Origin of the sequence: Niastella vici (genome assembly GCF_002077945.1) — a bacterium.
Classification (GTDB): Bacteria; Bacteroidota; Bacteroidia; order Chitinophagales; family Chitinophagaceae; genus Niastella; species Niastella vici.
On sequence record NZ_LVYD01000002.1, the window covers coordinates 217,643 to 235,692 of the forward strand.

General features: G+C 48.2%; 11 protein-coding genes. All 11 read right to left on the minus strand.

Going from position 1 to position 18,050, the window contains the following annotated elements; genetic code table 11:
* Positions 1 to 23: 23 nt before the first annotated feature.
* The 11 genes from A3860_RS04370 to A3860_RS04420 all read right to left on the minus strand — a co-directional run bounded on the left by A3860_RS04370 (position 24) and on the right by A3860_RS04420 (position 18,044).
* Positions 24 to 1,370 (minus strand): bile acid:sodium symporter family protein, encoded by a 1,347-nt coding sequence (locus tag A3860_RS04370; protein WP_081145337.1) that lies wholly within the window; start codon positions 1,368 to 1,370, stop codon positions 24 to 26.
* 136 nt (positions 1,371 to 1,506) lie between these two features.
* Positions 1,507 to 2,166, minus strand: a complete 660-nt coding sequence (locus A3860_RS04375) for an aspartate/glutamate racemase family protein (protein WP_081145338.1) — start codon at positions 2,164 to 2,166, stop codon at positions 1,507 to 1,509.
* Between the two features lie 29 nt (positions 2,167 to 2,195).
* A complete protein-coding gene (locus A3860_RS04380) occupies positions 2,196 to 3,530 on the minus strand; it encodes a four-carbon acid sugar kinase family protein (RefSeq protein ID WP_081145339.1) in 1,335 nt (444 codons plus the stop codon).
* 128 nt (positions 3,531 to 3,658) lie between these two features.
* A complete protein-coding gene (locus tag A3860_RS04385; RefSeq protein WP_081145340.1) occupies positions 3,659 to 4,903 on the minus strand; it encodes a ribulose-bisphosphate carboxylase large subunit family protein in 1,245 nt (414 codons plus the stop codon).
* A gap of 3 nt (positions 4,904 to 4,906) precedes the next feature.
* Entirely contained in the window at positions 4,907 to 7,099 is a 2,193-nt protein-coding gene (locus A3860_RS04390; RefSeq protein ID WP_245843472.1) for an alpha-L-rhamnosidase-related protein, read from the minus strand.
* Between the two features lie 48 nt (positions 7,100 to 7,147).
* Entirely contained in the window at positions 7,148 to 8,728 is a 1,581-nt protein-coding gene (locus A3860_RS04395; protein ID WP_081145342.1) for a sodium:solute symporter, read from the minus strand.
* Positions 8,729 to 8,764: 36 nt separating this feature from the next.
* Complete coding sequence (locus A3860_RS04400) at positions 8,765 to 9,832, minus strand: Gfo/Idh/MocA family protein (protein WP_081145535.1); 1,068 nt, start codon at positions 9,830 to 9,832, stop codon at positions 8,765 to 8,767.
* Positions 9,833 to 9,936: 104 nt separating this feature from the next.
* Entirely contained in the window at positions 9,937 to 11,808 is a 1,872-nt protein-coding gene (locus A3860_RS04405) for a right-handed parallel beta-helix repeat-containing protein (protein ID WP_081145343.1), read from the minus strand.
* Between the two features lie 21 nt (positions 11,809 to 11,829).
* Positions 11,830 to 12,717 (minus strand): sugar phosphate isomerase/epimerase family protein, encoded by an 888-nt coding sequence (locus tag A3860_RS04410; RefSeq protein WP_081145344.1) that lies wholly within the window; start codon positions 12,715 to 12,717, stop codon positions 11,830 to 11,832.
* 28 nt (positions 12,718 to 12,745) lie between these two features.
* Positions 12,746 to 14,134, minus strand: a complete 1,389-nt coding sequence (locus tag A3860_RS04415; RefSeq protein ID WP_173820163.1) for a DUF4974 domain-containing protein — start codon at positions 14,132 to 14,134, stop codon at positions 12,746 to 12,748.
* A 118-nt stretch (positions 14,135 to 14,252) separates the two neighbouring features.
* Positions 14,253 to 18,044 (minus strand): family 78 glycoside hydrolase catalytic domain, encoded by a 3,792-nt coding sequence (locus A3860_RS04420; RefSeq protein WP_081145345.1) that lies wholly within the window; start codon positions 18,042 to 18,044, stop codon positions 14,253 to 14,255.
* Between the last annotated feature and the right edge of the window lie 6 nt (positions 18,045 to 18,050).

Here is an 18,050-nt window from a genome sequence, read left to right on the forward strand (position 1 = left end):
TCCTACTTCTTACTTCTTACTTCCTACCTCATACTTCCTATTTCTGCTACTTTGTGCACCTCTGGCACACCGCTTTTAATTGATAATCCTACTTCCTCAACATTCACCGGCCGCCTGCGCCAGTAATTGGCAAGTATAGAACCGGCGATATTCATCCAGGGACTGAATACGGCCGCAGGCAATCCCAGCGTACCGAGTTTGCCCATGCCCGCTGCAATGCCTGAAGCCATGCCTGCATTTTGCAAACCCACTTCAAAAGCAACGGTACGGGCCGAGTTCTTATCGAGCCGGAACAACCGGCCTAACCAGTAACCAAAAAAGAAACCGGCGGCATTATGAATTACCGAGCAAAGGAACAACAATAAGCCTGTTTTTAACAGGTTATCGTGCCCCGCTGCTGTAGTAACAGTGGTAAAATAAATTATACCGAACATGGAGCACAACGGCATAATGGAATCCAGTTTTTTATACTGCTGCGCCAACTGGTGATACAAGACACCCGCAATGATCGCGCCCAATAAAAATCCAAATATTTCCAGCGATTGCAGGAACGATTCTCCGGCAAAATGAGAACTCAAAAAATTCCACCAGCCTAATGGCAATGCGGCCAGCCAGCAGGCAGCGATGACAAACAATATGGTAACAACCCGCACCCCTTTGGGTGAAGCGCTTTTTAAAAAATCGTGCAGCAATGCGGCGCCAATTGGCACAATAACGATCTTGATGATCTCCATCATCATATTGAGCACTTTCACCTGTACCAGGGTACCGGCCAGTAATTTCATCAACAGCGGCGTAAAGAAGGGCGCTGCCATAGTGGCCATGGCCGTAACCACTACCGATAATACGAGATTGGCCCGGGCCAGATATACCATTACGTTAGAAGCCAGTCCACTCGAGGTAGAACCAATGAGTATAATGCCGGCTGCGATCTCCGGTTCAAAATGAAAGATGCGCGTGAGCAGCAATCCCATCAGGGGCATAATGGAAAAATGGCACATTAAACCAATAACCACACCCCGGCCGGTCTTTGCCACCCCGGTGAAATCTTCCAGTTTCATTTGAATACCCATACCAAACATCACCAGTTGAATAATGATCAGCATTAACCATTTATTCCGCAGGTCAATGGGTCCCCAATGTGTAAACGAAGCCGGATACATCATGCCCGCCACAACGGCGGCAATGATCCAGGCAGTATACTGATATCCCTTTAAGGCCGGCACGGCGCCCAAACCGATCGCCACACATACAGCCGAACCAACCGCTGCAGGTTTGTACAGGAACGGCAGCTGCATTAATACACCGAACAGCAACGCACCGAGGCCCGTTACACCAGCCATTAAGAACAAATGGGATATCTTTTTCATATGGGTTTAATTGGGTACCGGGTACCAGTTGCCAGTTGCCAGTTGCCGGTACTCAAATTAATAGCCAGCTGATTACAGGCGGGCATCTCGCACTAAGTTCCGGGTAACAGGAAACCGGTAACAGGTAACGTTACTTTTATAAAACTGAAGCGATGTGTTGTATCGCAATGCCTGGACTGGCCAGAATAGGTACCTTTTTATCTTCGGGCGCCAGGCTATCGGCAACACGGGCCATAGAAGCCTGGGCCAGTACAATGACGTCGGTTTTGGCGGATAATTCGCGCAATGCTTTTGCCACCATGGCATCATGCCTGGCTGCATCACCGCTCATCAGGGCGTCAAAAGCGCCTTCACATAAAACGGTTTCCAGCGCTATGGTTTTACCGGCAGCGGCGGCACGGCGTTTTACCAGGTCGCTGGTCGGTTGCAGCGTGGTTGACAGGGTTGCCACTACGCCGATCCTTTTTCCGGTTTGCACGGCTTTATCGGCCATTGGCTGATCAACCCGCAATACCGGTACGCTGGTCAATGCGGCAGCAGCTTCCACCGCCGCGCCAATAGAAGAACAGGTTACCAGAATAAAATCGGCCCCGGCCACTTCTGCCGAACCCACATAGTTCACCACCCGGCGGGCATTGGTGGGCGTTAACCCGCCACAACTGATCACGTTTTTGATGAGGCTGTCATCTACAATATTGAACACTTTTACCTGCGGCAAATACTCACTGCACAATTGCTGAAATACCGGTACCAATGTGGCAGAAGTGTGTATAAGCCCTAATGTTTTTTGTTGCATACTATACTATTGTTTTACTTATGTTCAAATCAATTCAGGCTGCCGTTCATCAGCACCTCAAAATAATTTTCACCGCCTACCTGTCCGCCCTTGAAATTCACCTGCAACCCATTGATCGAAGAACCGGGCGCAGTGGCTTTACATAAGGGTGCACCGGGCACCAGCGGCGCTATCATTTCCACCGCTTCAATGCCCATGGCCCTTGCCGCATAACTACTGGTGTCGCCCCCTGCAATTACAATGCGCTGAACGGTGCTCTGGGCCGCTGTTTCACTGGCAATAGCACCCAATGCAGTGCCCAGTTTATCGGCAGGCAGGTTAGCGGTTTGTTGATGCCCCGCGCCACCTGTATGAATAATTACGTGCTGTCCATTATTCAGGCATTCAACCGCTTTATCAATGGCAGCGTGAATAGACTCAACATCGTTATCGCATACTGCCGGTGCATCGATCAGGATCTCTTCAAATCCTTTTGCCTTGGCGCAAATGATCTGTCCGGCAGTCACCGGCGAGCAGCTTCCTGCTATCACCAGTAAGGGCGTTGCCTTGCCGGGATGTTTCCATTCTTTCACTTGTTGCAATTTATCAGAAGCATTCCAGTATTGCCCCAGGGCCATTTCAATGCCTGATGAACCTGCCGAGAACAAAGTGCCCTCGTTCGCCTGTGCATCTATCAACTCACCAATGGTGGTTAACTGCTCCTGGTACAAAGCATCGAACAGCACAATATCAAAATCCTGCTGAACGAGCTGCGCCCAATCGTTTTTGAGGGAAGCTGCGTTGCCTGATAATTGCAAAATATCTATCAACCCAATTTGCTTTGTGGTTTGTTTTGACAAATGCACCCGCAGATCGCTTTCACCGGCCGGGGTTACCGGGTGACGGCTCATGGAAGGATGGCGGTCGAGCCGGTAGATCTTTCCATTGCTGCCAATACCCATGCGGGCAAATAAATTACCGAACATACAATAGCGGCCCAGCATGGGTGCAGCCACCAGCAACGGTATACATTTATTTTTAAAAACAGCCGCGCCGGTATCGATGGCTTTTCCAATACTTCCGGTGGTTGGGGAAGAATCGAAGGTGGAGCATACTTTATAATGTACGTGACGCGCACCGGTCAATTTTAATTTTTCAAATGCCGGTAATAAGGTTTGTTCCATTTCACCGGGCGCCATGGCCCGCGTTTTACCGGCAACGCCAAACGCATTGAGACCGGGATATTTCTTCAACTGTTCAGCAGTTGGCGGCTCAATGAACAGCGCTGTCTTCGCCCCTGCCCTGGTGAGAAATTCCAGGGCATCGGTTGAACCGGTGAAATCGTCACCGTAAAAGGCCAGTAATATGTTTTTACTTGAATCCATTGTGATGAAGTGTTCCTTCATTGGTGAATGTGATCTGTTACCGGTTACCTGTTTCCGGTTACCGGGAAATACAAGAGCATAGACTTCCGCGCCCCTGGTAACTGGTAACTGGCAACCGGCACCTAATTCTATTTCTTGCCGAATTGCTTCACTGACTCTGCAAACTCTTTATACGTTGCAGCAGCCTGTTCTACGCTCAACCCTTCAACCGCGGCCTGCCATGCCTGTTGTAAGGCTACCACTCCCGCAGCGGCACCCATGGGATGGGCCATAATACCCCCACCGGCCATATACAACAGATCAACTGTATTTGTACGGCGGTAGGTTTCCGGTGCCTGTCCCCCCCACTGCCCTGAAGACACTACCGGTAATACCGGCTGGTGGTTATAGAAAGGCGTGAGACATGCTTTTATAGATGACACTACCGAATCGTCTGATTCCCAGAATTTATTTTGAATACCATTCACATGCAACTGATCAACCCCGGCCAGCCGCCATACATGCTGATAGGCCCTGAAATCAATACCCAGCAAGGGATGACGCGTCAACATGCCCCAGCCATTGCGATGTGCATGTATGGCAAGCTGCCGCTGGTCACAGATCTTTTTAACCCCGGACATGCCTACACTGTTTATGCTTACCATGGCGCAGGTTCCCCCGCTCTTTACTATTTTCTCATAGCGTTGCAGCATTTCATCTATTTCGCCACTGATATTAAATGCATACATCACTTTTTTACCGGTTGCATCGGCATGGGCATTGATCACTTTCATAATGGCATCAACGCGGTCATTGAACAATGAATTGGCCGACTCGGCCAACAGTTCATCATCTTTTATAAAATCAATGCCGGCGCCCACCAGCGTTTTAACCATGCCGGCAGTTTGCTGTGGCGTTAACCCAATGCTTGGTTTTATGATGGTGCCAATCAATGGCCTGTTTTGTACATTAGTGAGTTTACGGCAACCTTTGATCCCAAAGGCGGGGCCTTTGTAATACCGGGCATAGGATGGCGGCAATTCAATATCCATCAGCTTTAAACCCGTAAACTGGCGCAATTCATACAAATTCCCCTGCAGGGTACTGATCAATACCGGCAGGTTATAACCGAAATTCTCCACACTCCAGGACACCTTGATCTCAGCCCGGTTGTATTGCCCGCTGCTGCTGGCGGCGCCGGGCATGGCCGGTGTTGATACGGTTTCCAGTGGCGTTACCTTTTCAACCCTTGCGGCAAACCGCTGTTTCAGTTCTTCCGTTTCACCCGGAACCGCTATGAAGGTGCCTGACGATTGTTCGCCGGCCAGAACTTCCGCGGCTTTTTCCGGAGCCAATGGTGTTTCTATATAGTATGTAGCTAATATTCTTTCCATAAACTAGTTCTTATAATTGATCACGTATTCCTTACCTGCTTCAACAGTCATTTCATACGCATTATTTCCTTTACTGTTTATCACCACGCCTTTACAAACCGGTTTCTTCTGACTTTTGAACCGCAGTGTTCCGGTTCCTTCACTCCCCTTTATTTTTATTTGCGTGGTGCTGCAATATACCTCGATGTCGCCTTGCGGTGTAGGCACTTTTCCATCCATCCATTGCAAGCCACCCAATACCGGCTCGGCCACCCAGGTAGCATAACCCGGCGAGGTTGGTTGCACGCCAAGGTAATATTTACCCAACAGGTAAATGGGACTGGCGCCCCAGGCGTGGCAAAGGCTTTTATCAAACGGACGGCCATACATGGCATAATGTTCTGCGCCCTGTTTGGCCGGATTGTATTCTTCCCAAAAGGAAGTAGCGCCTTCTTTCAGCATGCCACCCCAGTAACTTTTCATTTCATTCAACACATATTTTTGCTCACCCATCGCGCACAATGCTTCCAGCTCATAAAACCGCATATACGGTGTGGTGATCTTTTGAATAGCATCATTTAACAGCACGTGCTGTTTCACCAACTGTTTCTGCGTTGAATCAAAATAATTAAAGAAGATGGCAAACATGTTGGCGTAGCGGGTCACGTTATCGGTTGGTTTTCCATCGACCCGGCTGTGCACCAACGCATGTTTGGCATCGCTCCAGTAAATGGAAAACAATTTCGCTTTCATATCGGCAGCGAGCTGTTTGTACAACGCTGCATTCTTTGTATCATTCACCATACCGGCGCAAAGCGCCATGGTTTCGAGGCTGCGGCAGAAAAGCAATTGCTCAAAACTCACCTCTCCTTTTTTACTTAAGCCGTTGGCCCAGTCAATAAAGATCCAGTCACCGGGCAATCCCTGCATCATACCGGCTGCATTTCGCCGGCTGAGGCAATAGTCCATCAGGCTTTGCATGCGCGGGTAAAATTGCCTGATGAAAGTTTTATCGCCTGTGTACTGGTAATAATCATAAATGCCCAGAAACCAGTAAAAAGTATAATCCATGATGGTATTGATATGGCTGGTCACCGGGTCTTTACCGCGCAACGCCATCAGCGTGCGGGAAACCGTGGGCCTGTCAAAGAACAGGTAATAGTTCATCAGGTAGCTCTGATACGCATCGCCACTCCAGATCCATCGGTCGCGTTTAATGCCATCGATGAAGAATTCACGGGTATTAAGGTGCAAAGTGTATGCAGCCACATCCCAGATCTTATTGATAGCTGAATCTGAACAACGGAAAGAACCGCGGTTCGCCACCGGTAAATACTCGTATAACATCGAAACAGAATCAACCGTTGCACCACCTTCGGCCTGAATATTCACAAAACGGAAAGCTTTTGTCAACGGCATCAGGGAATCTGTTTTCGATCCCTGGTTCACCTCCAGCCGGTCGAGGGTTTCGCAGGTACCGGTGGCCAGCGCCTCTTCTTTCGATTCTCCATAATATAACGACAGTTTTCCTTTTCCCTGCAAGCCGTGTAATTTTATAAAGCCGAATGTTTCTTTTCCAAAATCTACCAGTAAGGACCCGTTATCTTTTGTAGTGGTCACTGCTGATTGGGGTTGAACCGCCAGCCTGAACGCAGAAGGGCGTTGTGCGGGTTCATTGAAATTCCAGCTGCCGGCATTCAACCAGGTAGTGGCGGAAATATCAGACGTTTTCCCGGTTTCATCGATCCATTCCTTGTCTTCATACGTTACCAGCCATGACGAATCAGATGCGATGGTTTTTCCCTTCACATAAATAGCCGGCACATTATCGCGGCTGAATACTTTTACATTGATGCGGTGTTTACCGGCAGGTATGGTTACCTGTTGCGGCATGCCTTCATACCCTTTCCCATCCAGTTTAAGGATATACTTCCCTTCTACCAATACCTCGATCTGTTCGGCTTCGGTTACCTCAACATCTTTATGAAAATCCATCAGTACATAATGGTTATCGAGTTTCCAGAAAGGCGGAAAGAAGGAACCACGTTCTGTACGGCGGTTCTGCATATTGTTACCCAGCCAGATCTCAAAATCGCCGGGATACCAGATCCAGGTAGCCTGGTTGGTTAGCTTTGGCGCTGCCTCCCCTTTATAAGCCGGTTGCGCCCCGGCCGTGCCGGCGATCAATAATAAGAGTATCCAAATCGAGTGTTGCATTATGGCATGCCTGCAATTCATCAAGGTTAGTTTTATAGAATGCAAAAATTAATGTCCGTTAAAGAGTATATACAATCCCAACATTACCGCGAACAATAGGCCCCACATAGCCCATACCTGTTTACCAGGTTTGGCCAGGCTTTTATAATAAACGGCCTGCTGTATTTGCAAGGCGCCTTTTTTATCAAATAGGGAGACCAGGTATGTCATGGCGCTTAATACCACAAACAGATAGAACGACAGCAACAGGAAGTGCGGCCAGTTGCTGGATGGGATCACCCATAAATTCAGGATACCCACCAGCAAACAAAAAGCAGTTCCTGCAGTCAGTACATAATTGATGGCTTTGGGTGTTGTCTTTTTCCAAAGTACACCAAATAAAAATGCCACTGTCATCGGCGGCGCCAGAAAGCCCAGTACCGACTGAAATACGTTGAACAGGTTCAGTCCTTTTATATTATCAATGGCCAGGGTTACCGTTACCGATATCAGGGCTCCGGCCACTGTAACGATACGGCCTATTCGCATGATCTCCCGGTTGGAAGCCTGCGGCCGGTATTTTTTTACATAAATATCCATGGTAAAAACCGTACTCACCGAATTAAGCGAAGCGCCGATCGTACTTATTAAACAAGCCACCAGCACCACGATGATGAGCCCTTTCATCCCCGGCGGAAATAAATTGGTTACCATTACCAGGTAGGCTTCGTCAGGATTTTTTAAATGCGGATATAGTACAAAACAGATCACGCCCGGAATGATAAACAGGGGCACATCCAGAATTTTCAACCAGCCAATAAAGTTAGCGCCCAGTTGTCCCTGTTTTAAACTTTTGGCGCCTAATACAGATTGCACCATCGATTGTTCTGTACACCAGAACCAAACGCCCATGATGGGATAACCCAGCAGAATAGCCGGCCAGGGACAATTTTTATCACTGGCAGGCTGAAACAGGTTCCAGAAATTTGAGGGCGTTTTTTCATAAATAGCGGAGATGCCGCCGGCTTTTGACACGCCGAGCACCACGAGTATCAATGATACAGCGATCAATAACAACATCTGGAATACACTGGTATATGCAATGGTCTTTAAACCACCCGCTACTACAAACAGCGTGGATACTACTACCATGACCATCACGGAAAGCAACATATCCAATCCCAGCAATTGTTTGATGAGCACCCCACCGGCAAATAATCCCAACGACAACCAGGAGATCAAAATGGTGATCAGGGTATACCAGGCCAGAATATTACGGGTATGCTCGCCAAACCGTTTTCCTAAGAACTCAGGGAGTGTTGATACATTGGCGCCCAGGTAACGGGGCGCAAAAACCACGGCCAGCATAAGGATAAACACAAACGCATACCAGGCATAATTGCCCGCCACTATACCGGTTTGATAACCGGCGCTGGCCGAAGCTACCAGCATGGAGGGACCAACATTGGTTCCCCACATGGTAAAGCCGATACTGGCCCAGCCCAGTGAACGGTTGGCCAGGAACAGGTTTTCTTCCTTATTCTTTTTTTGCATGTAACTTACCCAGAACCCGATAGCGATCAGGATGAACAGGTAAATTCCCACTATAACAAAATCGACCGGTTTTAGCAGATCATAGATGGCATTCATCGTTATACCCCCCAGCCCCCTAAAGGGGGAGTTTTATTAAGACAATCCATGCGTTTTTAATATTTCACTCACTTTTACCGGCGCACCCGTTTTCAAAGATCTATCCATTGCCTGCAATAAGGCGATCGTTCCAATACCTTCTTTCAGATCAGGATAAGCCGTGGTATTGTTGGTGATGCTGTCGGCAAAATATTCCAGGTAATTCTGGTATTCACCGGCATGATGGCTTTGGCCTTCAAAACGGAAATAATATTTAATGGTCTTATCGCCCCATTGCACTATTTTTTCTTCACCGGTCTTATCAGTAATTGCGTAACGCAGTTCATGATAATCGGCCTGGGAGGCGCCTTCGGTGCCCCGTACGATCACGCTCATGCCGCTATCTCTTTGTGCAGGTTGTATAGGCCCGGTGTAAGCGCCGCTTACCCGCGCAATGCGGCCATCTGTAGCCCTGAAGATAAAATGCATGGTATCTTCGTTCTTCAATCCGGCTGCTTTTCCATTACTACTGATCATTCCATATCCCATTACTTCTTCAATATCGGGCAGGTACCAACGAATAAAATCTACCGGATGGCTTAACCCGCCATAGAGCCATTTGAACGAACTTTCCAAGGCCCATGATTTTTCTAAAAACCAGCGATGATCGGCGTGGTAATGACTTTCCACGGTAATGAGCTCACCCAGCAAACCAGCTTCAAAATCTTTTCGCTGTCTTTTGGCCGGCTCAAAGAACCGGGAGCTTTGACCTACAAATAGCTTTTTGCCGGTTTTATTCTGCAGATCGAGCAACTCTTTTGCCTTTGACAGGTCATCGATCAGCGGCTTGGTACAAACCACATGTTTGTTAGCCAGCAAAGCCTGTTTTATATGTTCGGCATGCCATTTATCAGGTGTATAAATGGCAATGCTATCAATCTCCGGATCGTTCAGCATGTCTTCATACTTTGTTGTATAATTGAAGAATTGAAACTCTTTGCTCCGGTGTTTGCACAGGTCTTCATTGAGGTCGCAGATCGTTTTTAATTTCACCTTACTGCTGTTCAGTGCGGCAGACATGGTGCTGCGGCCTTCGCCTAATCCCAGTATTCCCAATGTAAGCATATAATTTGTTTTACCCCCAACCCCCTGAAGGGGGCGAGCATTCATTGATTGTTATTGTTCCTTTTTAACCCCACAATTTGTTATGCCCCTCCATTTTTATACGCCTAATCCTTTATTCCCTTATACCCCGCTTCCAAACCAGCCGCATTCTTTATACTATCTGCCACCATTGGCCCATTGTTCTCCCAGGTATTACCAGGCCCATTGGAATTCTTCATGAACTTCTCCACTTCACAATAATTATCCTTTAAAGTAATATAAGCCGACCCTTCATCGAGGTACATATAAAAGAAATGGTTGGGATCATGCGCATACGGCGCTTTCAGTATCGTATGTATGTAGTTTTCACTGATCACCGAACCGGGTTGTGCCGATAGCGTATATAAACCGCCCACATCATACATATGCTTTGCATAGTGATGCACCAGGTTGGCATGCACCCGGTTATTCTTCATGGCGTTGATCGATTTCGTCCACCCCCAGCCCACGCAAATACCGCTATAAGCGACATCGCTTACTTCGTTGTGATCGATATTAATGCCCTGCACATAACCGGCACTAATGCCCACACAACCCCAGTCTTCATTGGCGCAATTGGTGATGAAACAATTGCTGATGGTGAGTTGGCGGCATAACTCGCGCGCATCGGAGGGGTTATAGGGCAGATGCGTTTCAAAAGCCGGATCAGAAAATATGCCTGCCTGTATGCCTGTTCCGGCAATGTCGCGGAAGGTGCAGCCGGTGATGGAATCATCCTGGGTGCCCTTAATATAATCCAACGCCGTGGCTGCCATGTGTGTGAAATTGCAACGTTCAAAACCGGTGTTGTGTACAAACTGCAATTCAACACCAGCCGGTTGACGGCCGATCCAGGCCTGGTTCTCCAATCCTTTTTTATCGGGTGTGCCGGGGATCTTTAATTTGTAGGCATCCAGCAAAAACATGCCGGCCTGTAAGGGCACATGCCCGGCCTGCGAAGGCCGCAACCAGGTAGTATGTTTAAAATCGATGCCTTTGAAATATACATGCGATACGGGGTTATCGATCATTCCTTCAACCCGCACAATGTTTTGCAGATAAGGCGCTACCACCTGTGCAGTACGCATGTCTTCTCCATTCCGCGGCCAGTAAATGAGTTTTTGTTGCTGTACATCGAGGAACCATTCGCCCGGTTCATCCAGGAATTGAATGGCATTGGTTAGAAAGAAGGCCGAGTTACCGGTCTTTTGCGAGATCCACGGCGCGGGCCAGGGATGTTCACTCTGAATACGGCTTTCAGGTTGCTGAAAGCTGAGCAGGGCACTATCACCCTTTACTGTAACCGATCTTATACGAAGGATGGCAATTGCCCACCACTGGTGAATGACCATTTCCAGGCCGGCCGCTTTTTCCCAACCGGCCACAGCCGGTTTGGGGATCCAGCATTGTTCGGTTTGGTGATCCCAGGAAAGAATGCGGTTCATGCTATCGGCGTTGCGGTCACGTGCGCGAATAGCTTTTGCATCGTTGATCCATAGCTGCCTGAAATCGAGCAGGCGTCCCGCTTCTGCAGGCGCCTCCGTTACCCATACTTTTCCCTGCGCAACAGCCGGCAATCCGGGTATTTTTTCCGTGGCCCTGTGCCAGCCTTTGACCGGCAATCCACCGCTGAACACGGGTTTGGCGCCCGGTGCGGCTTCTATAATGGTAGGGCTGGCTGGCGTTCCGGAATCTTCGGGCCGTACAAATAATGGTTCATTGAATGTATATACGCCGGCTGCAACAATGATATGAATACCGTTTGCAATAGCCGGATCGTTCAACCGGCGCATTTCCCGGGCTTTGCGCAAGGCCATGGCCACAGTAGCCATGGGCTTTTCCTTTGTACCTGCATTTGCATCGGAACCACCGGGCGCCACCCAAATATCAGCTGCCCGGGCCGTACTACAGCAGGCCAGCAACAGCAACGCAAACGCGCAATTAAAAAGTTGTTTCATGTGTATCTAAAAAATAAACGGCTATTGAAAGATCGATTTCATATAGGCGGTGTTAGCGCCAAAATTCTTCTTTACGTTACGTGGATCTTTTGCATCTCTTGACCGCTCGATCACCAGCCAGCCTTTCCAGCCCATGTTATCCAAAGTTTGTTTCACCCGTTTCATATCTATCTGCGGGTCGTTCTGTAACCACACACTGTCTTTATTGGTGCAATGGATCTGACAAATACGGTCCCTGCCTAAAATGGCCAGTTCATTATACAGATCCCGCCCAGCCTGCAATGGGTTCGAAAAATTGAAATAGATCCGGATGGCAGGCGACCCAATATCTTTTAACAGCTTCACTTCTTCCGCAGCGTTCAGCGCCGTTTCAATGCCAACGATCACGCCTGCTTCTTTAGCTATTTTCCCTACTTCCTTCAAACGGGCTACCACTGCAGGTCTTAATTCGGGGTATTTGATGAGGTCGCCTTTTACGCCCAATGGCAGGAAAGCAACTTTTACATTCATTTGCTTCATGGTATTGATGCAATCCTGTACAGCTCTTACGGCAGTAGGTCTTTCAGGAAATGATTGCGCATAAAAACCCGTCATCCCCAGCGAAGGGATCTCGAGGTTCAGCTCCCTGGCTTTAGTTAAAAATTGCTGGCGTACCGAATCTATCGCCAACTGATTATCGAAGGTTTCGCGTTGCCCAAGCCCGCCCATATCAACTTCTACCCCATCGGCGCCAATATCTTTTGTCAATTGAAAAGCACCCAGCTTTTGCCGTTTCAGGATCATAAGGTCAACCACGGCAATTTTGTACCCCTTTTCATCGTTCTTTGTTTGCTTTTGCTTCGAAGTAGTAGCACAGCCAGCCAGCAAAGAAGCCAGTAATCCAATAGTAAATAATCTTTTTTGAGTCATACTATGAAAGGTTAACGGGAATGGTCAATCACTTTTTTACCTCAAATATCGCTTTCAGTTTATCAAAACCATGGATGGCATTGACAGGCAGTTTTTCTCCATGCTCCCCGAATACATATAATGCGGTTTGAGGCTCAATGGTCACTTTGCTTTCATCTATTTTACCGGCCTGGTCTTTTACCGCTTTCATATCGCAATGAAAATACTTTCCGATAAATTCATATAAGGCAATCCGTTTGTTAATGCCAAAGTCATGGTCTTCTTCGGGCAGGTGTACATTCTCAACCAGTTCCTGTTTACCATAATATCCATACATCTTTTTCAGATAGGGAAATTCAATCTCGGGTACAGTAGCCGTCCAGTCCTTTCCGTCTGAGATAACCAGTTGCGGGTGTGGGGCCGCCATGGCAGCCAATTCTGCATTATTGGTTCCTCCACCGCAAAAATGCACCGGCATGCCGCTTTCGCAGGGACAACCGCCGCTGTGATACGATGACAAAGACACTACCGGAGCACTTAGTTTGATGCGATCGTCCAGGGCCGCCATCAGGATGGTATGATTGCCGCCACCCGATCCACCGCTGATGGCTACGCGGCTGGTATCGGCCTCTTTTAACTGTAGCAAATAATCCAGGATGCGAAATGCACCCAGGGTTTGCACCGTCATGGCCAAACTATGCTGGTGATCTTCATATTTGAACTGCAGCATTGATTCGCCCCAGGCAAACAGATCATAACTGATGGCGATACAACCCATACGGGCCAGCGTAGCGCAACGATACTGGCAATCGGCCCGGTACCGGTGCTTGTCCCAATGCCCGTCGGGACACAATATTACCGGCACCTTCCCTTTTATTTTAGCCGGGCGGTATAATGACCCACAGGTGTATACACCAGGCAGTACTTCAAAGGCAATGTTTTCTACTGTATACCCATCCATTTTACGCACCGGGGTGACAATGGGTTTCGACGCAGGAGCTGCCGGCATGGGTGATAACTGCAATGCCGAATACATACAGGCACGCATGGCGGCTTTGCGGTTTTCCCAACTGGCCACATCATGATACAAAGAAGAAAGATATTCGAGCTGCGCCTTTCCTTCTTCCACCGTCTTTAAATGATACTTATACGTGTTGAGCTTATAACGTTTATCGCCTAATTTGGTGAATGAAAGATCCTGGGAAGCCAGCACATTCTCCAGCGTCTTCTCTACATCGGTCCTGAAACGCCAGCGGGCATAGGTTACCCAACGGTTGCTCACCATCGTGTCCTTATATTTGATCTGGATGCCGTATTGTTGTTCAATCTCCGTCAACACCTGCTTCAACGGCTCGCGATAAGCTTCGTCTGAGGTCTGGCTGAAAGAGTGTATGCACACGACCAGACTACAGATGAAAAAAATTAGTTTTTGTATCATTACTATTTTTATTAAACGTGAAAGATACCAGTTACCGGTTTCCAGTTACCGGTTACCGGGAAAGCCAAATACCGGCCTGGCCAACTGGCAACCGGTAACTGGCAACTGACTTTTTCTATCACAGGTCCTCACCTCCACGCTCATTGCCGCTTTTAAAACTTTCAATTGGCATTAATTCCAGCTTCGACGGATCTATTTTCACATATTTAATACGCTGGCGGCGCCAGGTGTATACAATGTGTATCATGCCATCGGCTGATTGTATCACGGCGGGATACGAATACTGGCTCACCGGTGAATCTTCCAACACCAAGGCCGCGCTCCATTGTTTACCATCGGATGAAATGGCAACATTCAACGGTGTACGGGCGCCCTTGGGAGCTCCCTTTGGCGTTTTTACATGATTGTATACGATCAACTGACGGCCATCTTTTAAAGTCACGGCATCAGTACCTGAATTATTGTTCGGCAACGTTGTTTCAGCCAGTGGCGTCCAGGTCTTTCCGTTATCAAATGACCAGGATTCCACCACCGCAGCGTTCCTGCTACGGCACAGGATCTGCAGCCTGCCATCTTTATATACCAGCACGCTGGGTTGAATGGCATTGATCTTTTTATCGGGGTTGATGGGCCCCACCATTTTCCAGGTTTTGCCAAAATCGGGTGTTACTTCAAAGTGAACCGTCCAGCCATTGCCCTCCTTACTCGAAGGGCAAATGAGCTCGCCATTGTTTAACAACACCGGTTTGTTCTTTACGGGTCCAATGAATCCATCGGGCATGGCTTGTGGCTGGCTCCAGGTTACACCATTGTCGGCAGACCGAAGTATCCAGGCTTTCCAGCCGGCAACATTAGGACCTACTTTATAGAACAATAACAGTTCGCCATTGGGCACCTGGTATAAAACGGGGTTCCAGCAGGCATACCGCACCGTATCATTGACTTTGCCATTGGCCACTTCTACCGGTTCCGTCCATTCGTTATTTACCTGGCGGCTTACCCAAATACCTACATCCGGATTTCTTTCTTTGGTTCCGCCAAACCAGGCAGTAACCAGTCCCTTTGGCGTTTCTGCAATGGTAGCCGCATGGCTTTCGGGGAATGATGTTTTATTGAAGATGAATTCATCTGTAACAATTCCAGCTCTCCATTTGTATCTGGAAACAAAAGAATATTCGCCTGAACCGGCTTCAAACACTGCTTTCTTTCCTTCCATGCGGATAAAGCGGATGCCTTCTGATTCTGTGACGGGTTTATTATTTTCAAAAATGTGTTGCACATCATCGGCCGGAATATACAGCAAGGCGGTTGTATTGGCGGGGATGGTCACCTGCCAGTTGAAACGGTCAAGCTCATTCTTCCAGGAACTTTTTATTAGCCCATGCACCGAATTGTAAGCAGCATTTACATACTGCAACCCATCTAACGGTGTGGGGCGCATGATGATCTTTTTGAACGCGGTAGCCGAATCATCTGATCTAATTCCTGCAGCGTTCTCATACATCCATACCAGCAGATCGCCCAGCAGCATCACATGGTTCTGTGAATTCATACTGGGGTTCGCCGTGTTGCCATTCCATAATTCCCAAATGGTGGTAGCACCCTGCTTTACCATATAGCCCCATGATGGATAGGTAGTATCGGAGATCAGCGTATACGCCAGATCGGGCAACTGATACTCACTCAAACAACGCATCAGCCATTGGGTGCCAATAACCCCGGTGCTGATGTGGCCATGGTTTTCTGTCCAGATCTTATTTGAAATGTTATTAAAAACCCCTGCCCGCAAACTATCGGGCGTTATTCCAAAATACAAAGGCAGCAGGTTGGCAGTTACTGTATTGTTGCTATAGCGCTTATTTTTCGCGTTGAGGAAACGTTTGTTGAACGCATCCCTGATATTGTTACCCAGCGCTGCAAAAGCGTTGGCATCTTCGGGTTTGTTCAGCAAACCGGCGAAGCGCTGCATATACCCTAACAGGCGGTAATAATAAGCGGTTGCAATGAGGGCGCCGTCGGTGTTGCGCAAACTGTCTTTTGAATGGATGAGTTCCGGTGATTCGGGCGGCACGCACCAATCGCCATATTTATCTTTGGCAATGATGTAATCCTTCATGAACTTATTCTGCATATAGGCCAGCCATTTTTTCATGGAAGCATAATGCTTTTCAATAACCCGTTTATCGCCATACTGTTTGTACAGCATATCTGCAATGATCAGGTAGGTACCGGGCCAGGTGATATTATCGCTGTAGTAATTCCAGTAAGCGGGGGTAACATCCGGAATTGAACCTTCTGCCGTTTGCGCCTCTTCAATATCCTGCAGCCATTTGGCATACAGGTTTCCATTTCCAAATAAAAAGCTTTCGCCTAATGAACCTGCTGCATGATCGGCCAGCCAGGGCATGCGCTCGTTGCGTTGCGGACAATCGAGCGGCATGCCCTTGTAATTACTGCTTATACCCCACCAGGCATTTTTATGAATGCGGTTTACGATCCCGTTGGAGGTTTCAAAAGTTCCGGTTGTTGCCAGGTCGTCGTAGATCACCTTGCCTTCAAAATCATTTACGTTGGGAGTGCCGGGATAACCGGTGATCTCCACATACCTGAAACCATGGTATACAAAAGTGGGTTGCCAGGTTTCTACTCCATTCCCATTAGCGGTGTACCGGTCGGTTACCCTGGCATCGCGCAAATTGGCCACATACAATTCTCCAGTGGGTTGCAGGCTTTCTGCAAAACGCAATTGCACCTGCTGGCCCTTGCCGGCCTGTACACGTAGCTGTAACCGGCCCACCATGTTCTGCCCCATATCCATAATGAACACGCCCGGCTTTAGCCGGGTAATGTTCACTGGTTTTATGGTTTGCATTATTTTAATGGGTTCGTTCATTTGCGCAGTCAGGCGGCCACCGGGCGCCTGCACCAACTGCGGTTGCTGCCAGCTGTTATCGTTGAACCCGGTATTGTTCCACCCGGTCATCTCCTTATTGGCATCATATTCTTCCCCATCATATTCGTTATTGGTGCGTATGGGACCATCGGCGGTCATTTTCCAGGAGCCATCGGTGACAATACGTTGCTTTGTTCCGTTGGTATATTCAATTTCCAGTTGTAACAGTAGCTTGGGAAAACCAAAGGTCCTGATCTTTTTGGGTTTGTAATTCTGCCGCATGGTAAAGAAACGGCCATTCCCCAATACCGCGGCAATAGCATTATTCCCTTTCTTCAATTGCGCAGTTACATCATATGTATTATACAATACAGACCTGGTGTAATCGGTGGCCCCCGGCGCCAACACCCGGTCGCCTATACGCTGTGCGTTTATGTACAGCTCATACAAACCCAAACCGGAAACATAGACCGTTGCTTTCTTTACTGCCAATGGAGAAGTAAATGATTTCCGGAAATACCGGGCGCTTAACCGGGAGAACTGGGTAAGGCTATCCCAGGGCATGCCTTTATCGAGCCCGATCCATTTCGCCTTCCAGTCATTGGGCGATAATAAACCCATGCTAAAGGAAGCGGCTTCACTCCACCCCGTTTCGCCTTTGGTGGTGAAGCATTTTACTTTCCAGTAACAGGCGGCGCGGCTGGTGAGTGGTTTGCCTTTGTATACTATATGGATGGACTCATTTGCATTTACCTTGCCTGAATTCCATAGATCTCCTTCCTGTTTGGCCAGCTTCTCCCGTGAAGAAGCTACTAATATCTGATATGCGGTCTGTTGAATATTGCGGGCCTTCCCGTTCAACTGCCAGCTCAGCCGCGGTTGCGTTACATCGATGCCAGCCGGATTGTTCAGCATTTCACATTGCAGGTGCTGTACGCTTACCTGTGCGTGTACAGTAGTGACAGCTATCAACCATGCTGCAGTTAAAACAAGCCTGTATTTATTTAAGCTTTTCATTGTTCA

Coding starts and splice junctions, on each gene's coding strand:
- A3860_RS04380 (WP_081145339.1), bottom strand. CDS start 3,530: ATGGATTCAAGTAAAAACATATTACTGGCCTTTTACGGTGACGATTTC.
- A3860_RS04420 (WP_081145345.1), bottom strand. CDS start 18,044: ATGAAAAGCTTAAATAAATACAGGCTTGTTTTAACTGCAGCATGGTTG.
- A3860_RS04400 (WP_081145535.1), bottom strand. CDS start 9,832: ATGCTTACATTGGGAATACTGGGATTAGGCGAAGGCCGCAGCACCATG.
- A3860_RS04410 (WP_081145344.1), bottom strand. CDS start 12,717: ATGACTCAAAAAAGATTATTTACTATTGGATTACTGGCTTCTTTGCTG.
- A3860_RS04370 (WP_081145337.1), bottom strand. CDS start 1,370: ATGAAAAAGATATCCCATTTGTTCTTAATGGCTGGTGTAACGGGCCTC.
- A3860_RS04385 (WP_081145340.1), bottom strand. CDS start 4,903: ATGGAAAGAATATTAGCTACATACTATATAGAAACACCATTGGCTCCG.
- A3860_RS04415 (WP_173820163.1), bottom strand. CDS start 14,134: ATGATACAAAAACTAATTTTTTTCATCTGTAGTCTGGTCGTGTGCATA.
- A3860_RS04405 (WP_081145343.1), bottom strand. CDS start 11,808: ATGAAACAACTTTTTAATTGCGCGTTTGCGTTGCTGTTGCTGGCCTGC.
- A3860_RS04390 (WP_245843472.1), bottom strand. CDS start 7,099: ATGCAACACTCGATTTGGATACTCTTATTATTGATCGCCGGCACGGCC.
- A3860_RS04375 (WP_081145338.1), bottom strand. CDS start 2,166: ATGCAACAAAAAACATTAGGGCTTATACACACTTCTGCCACATTGGTA.
- A3860_RS04395 (WP_081145342.1), bottom strand. CDS start 8,728: ATGAATGCCATCTATGATCTGCTAAAACCGGTCGATTTTGTTATAGTG.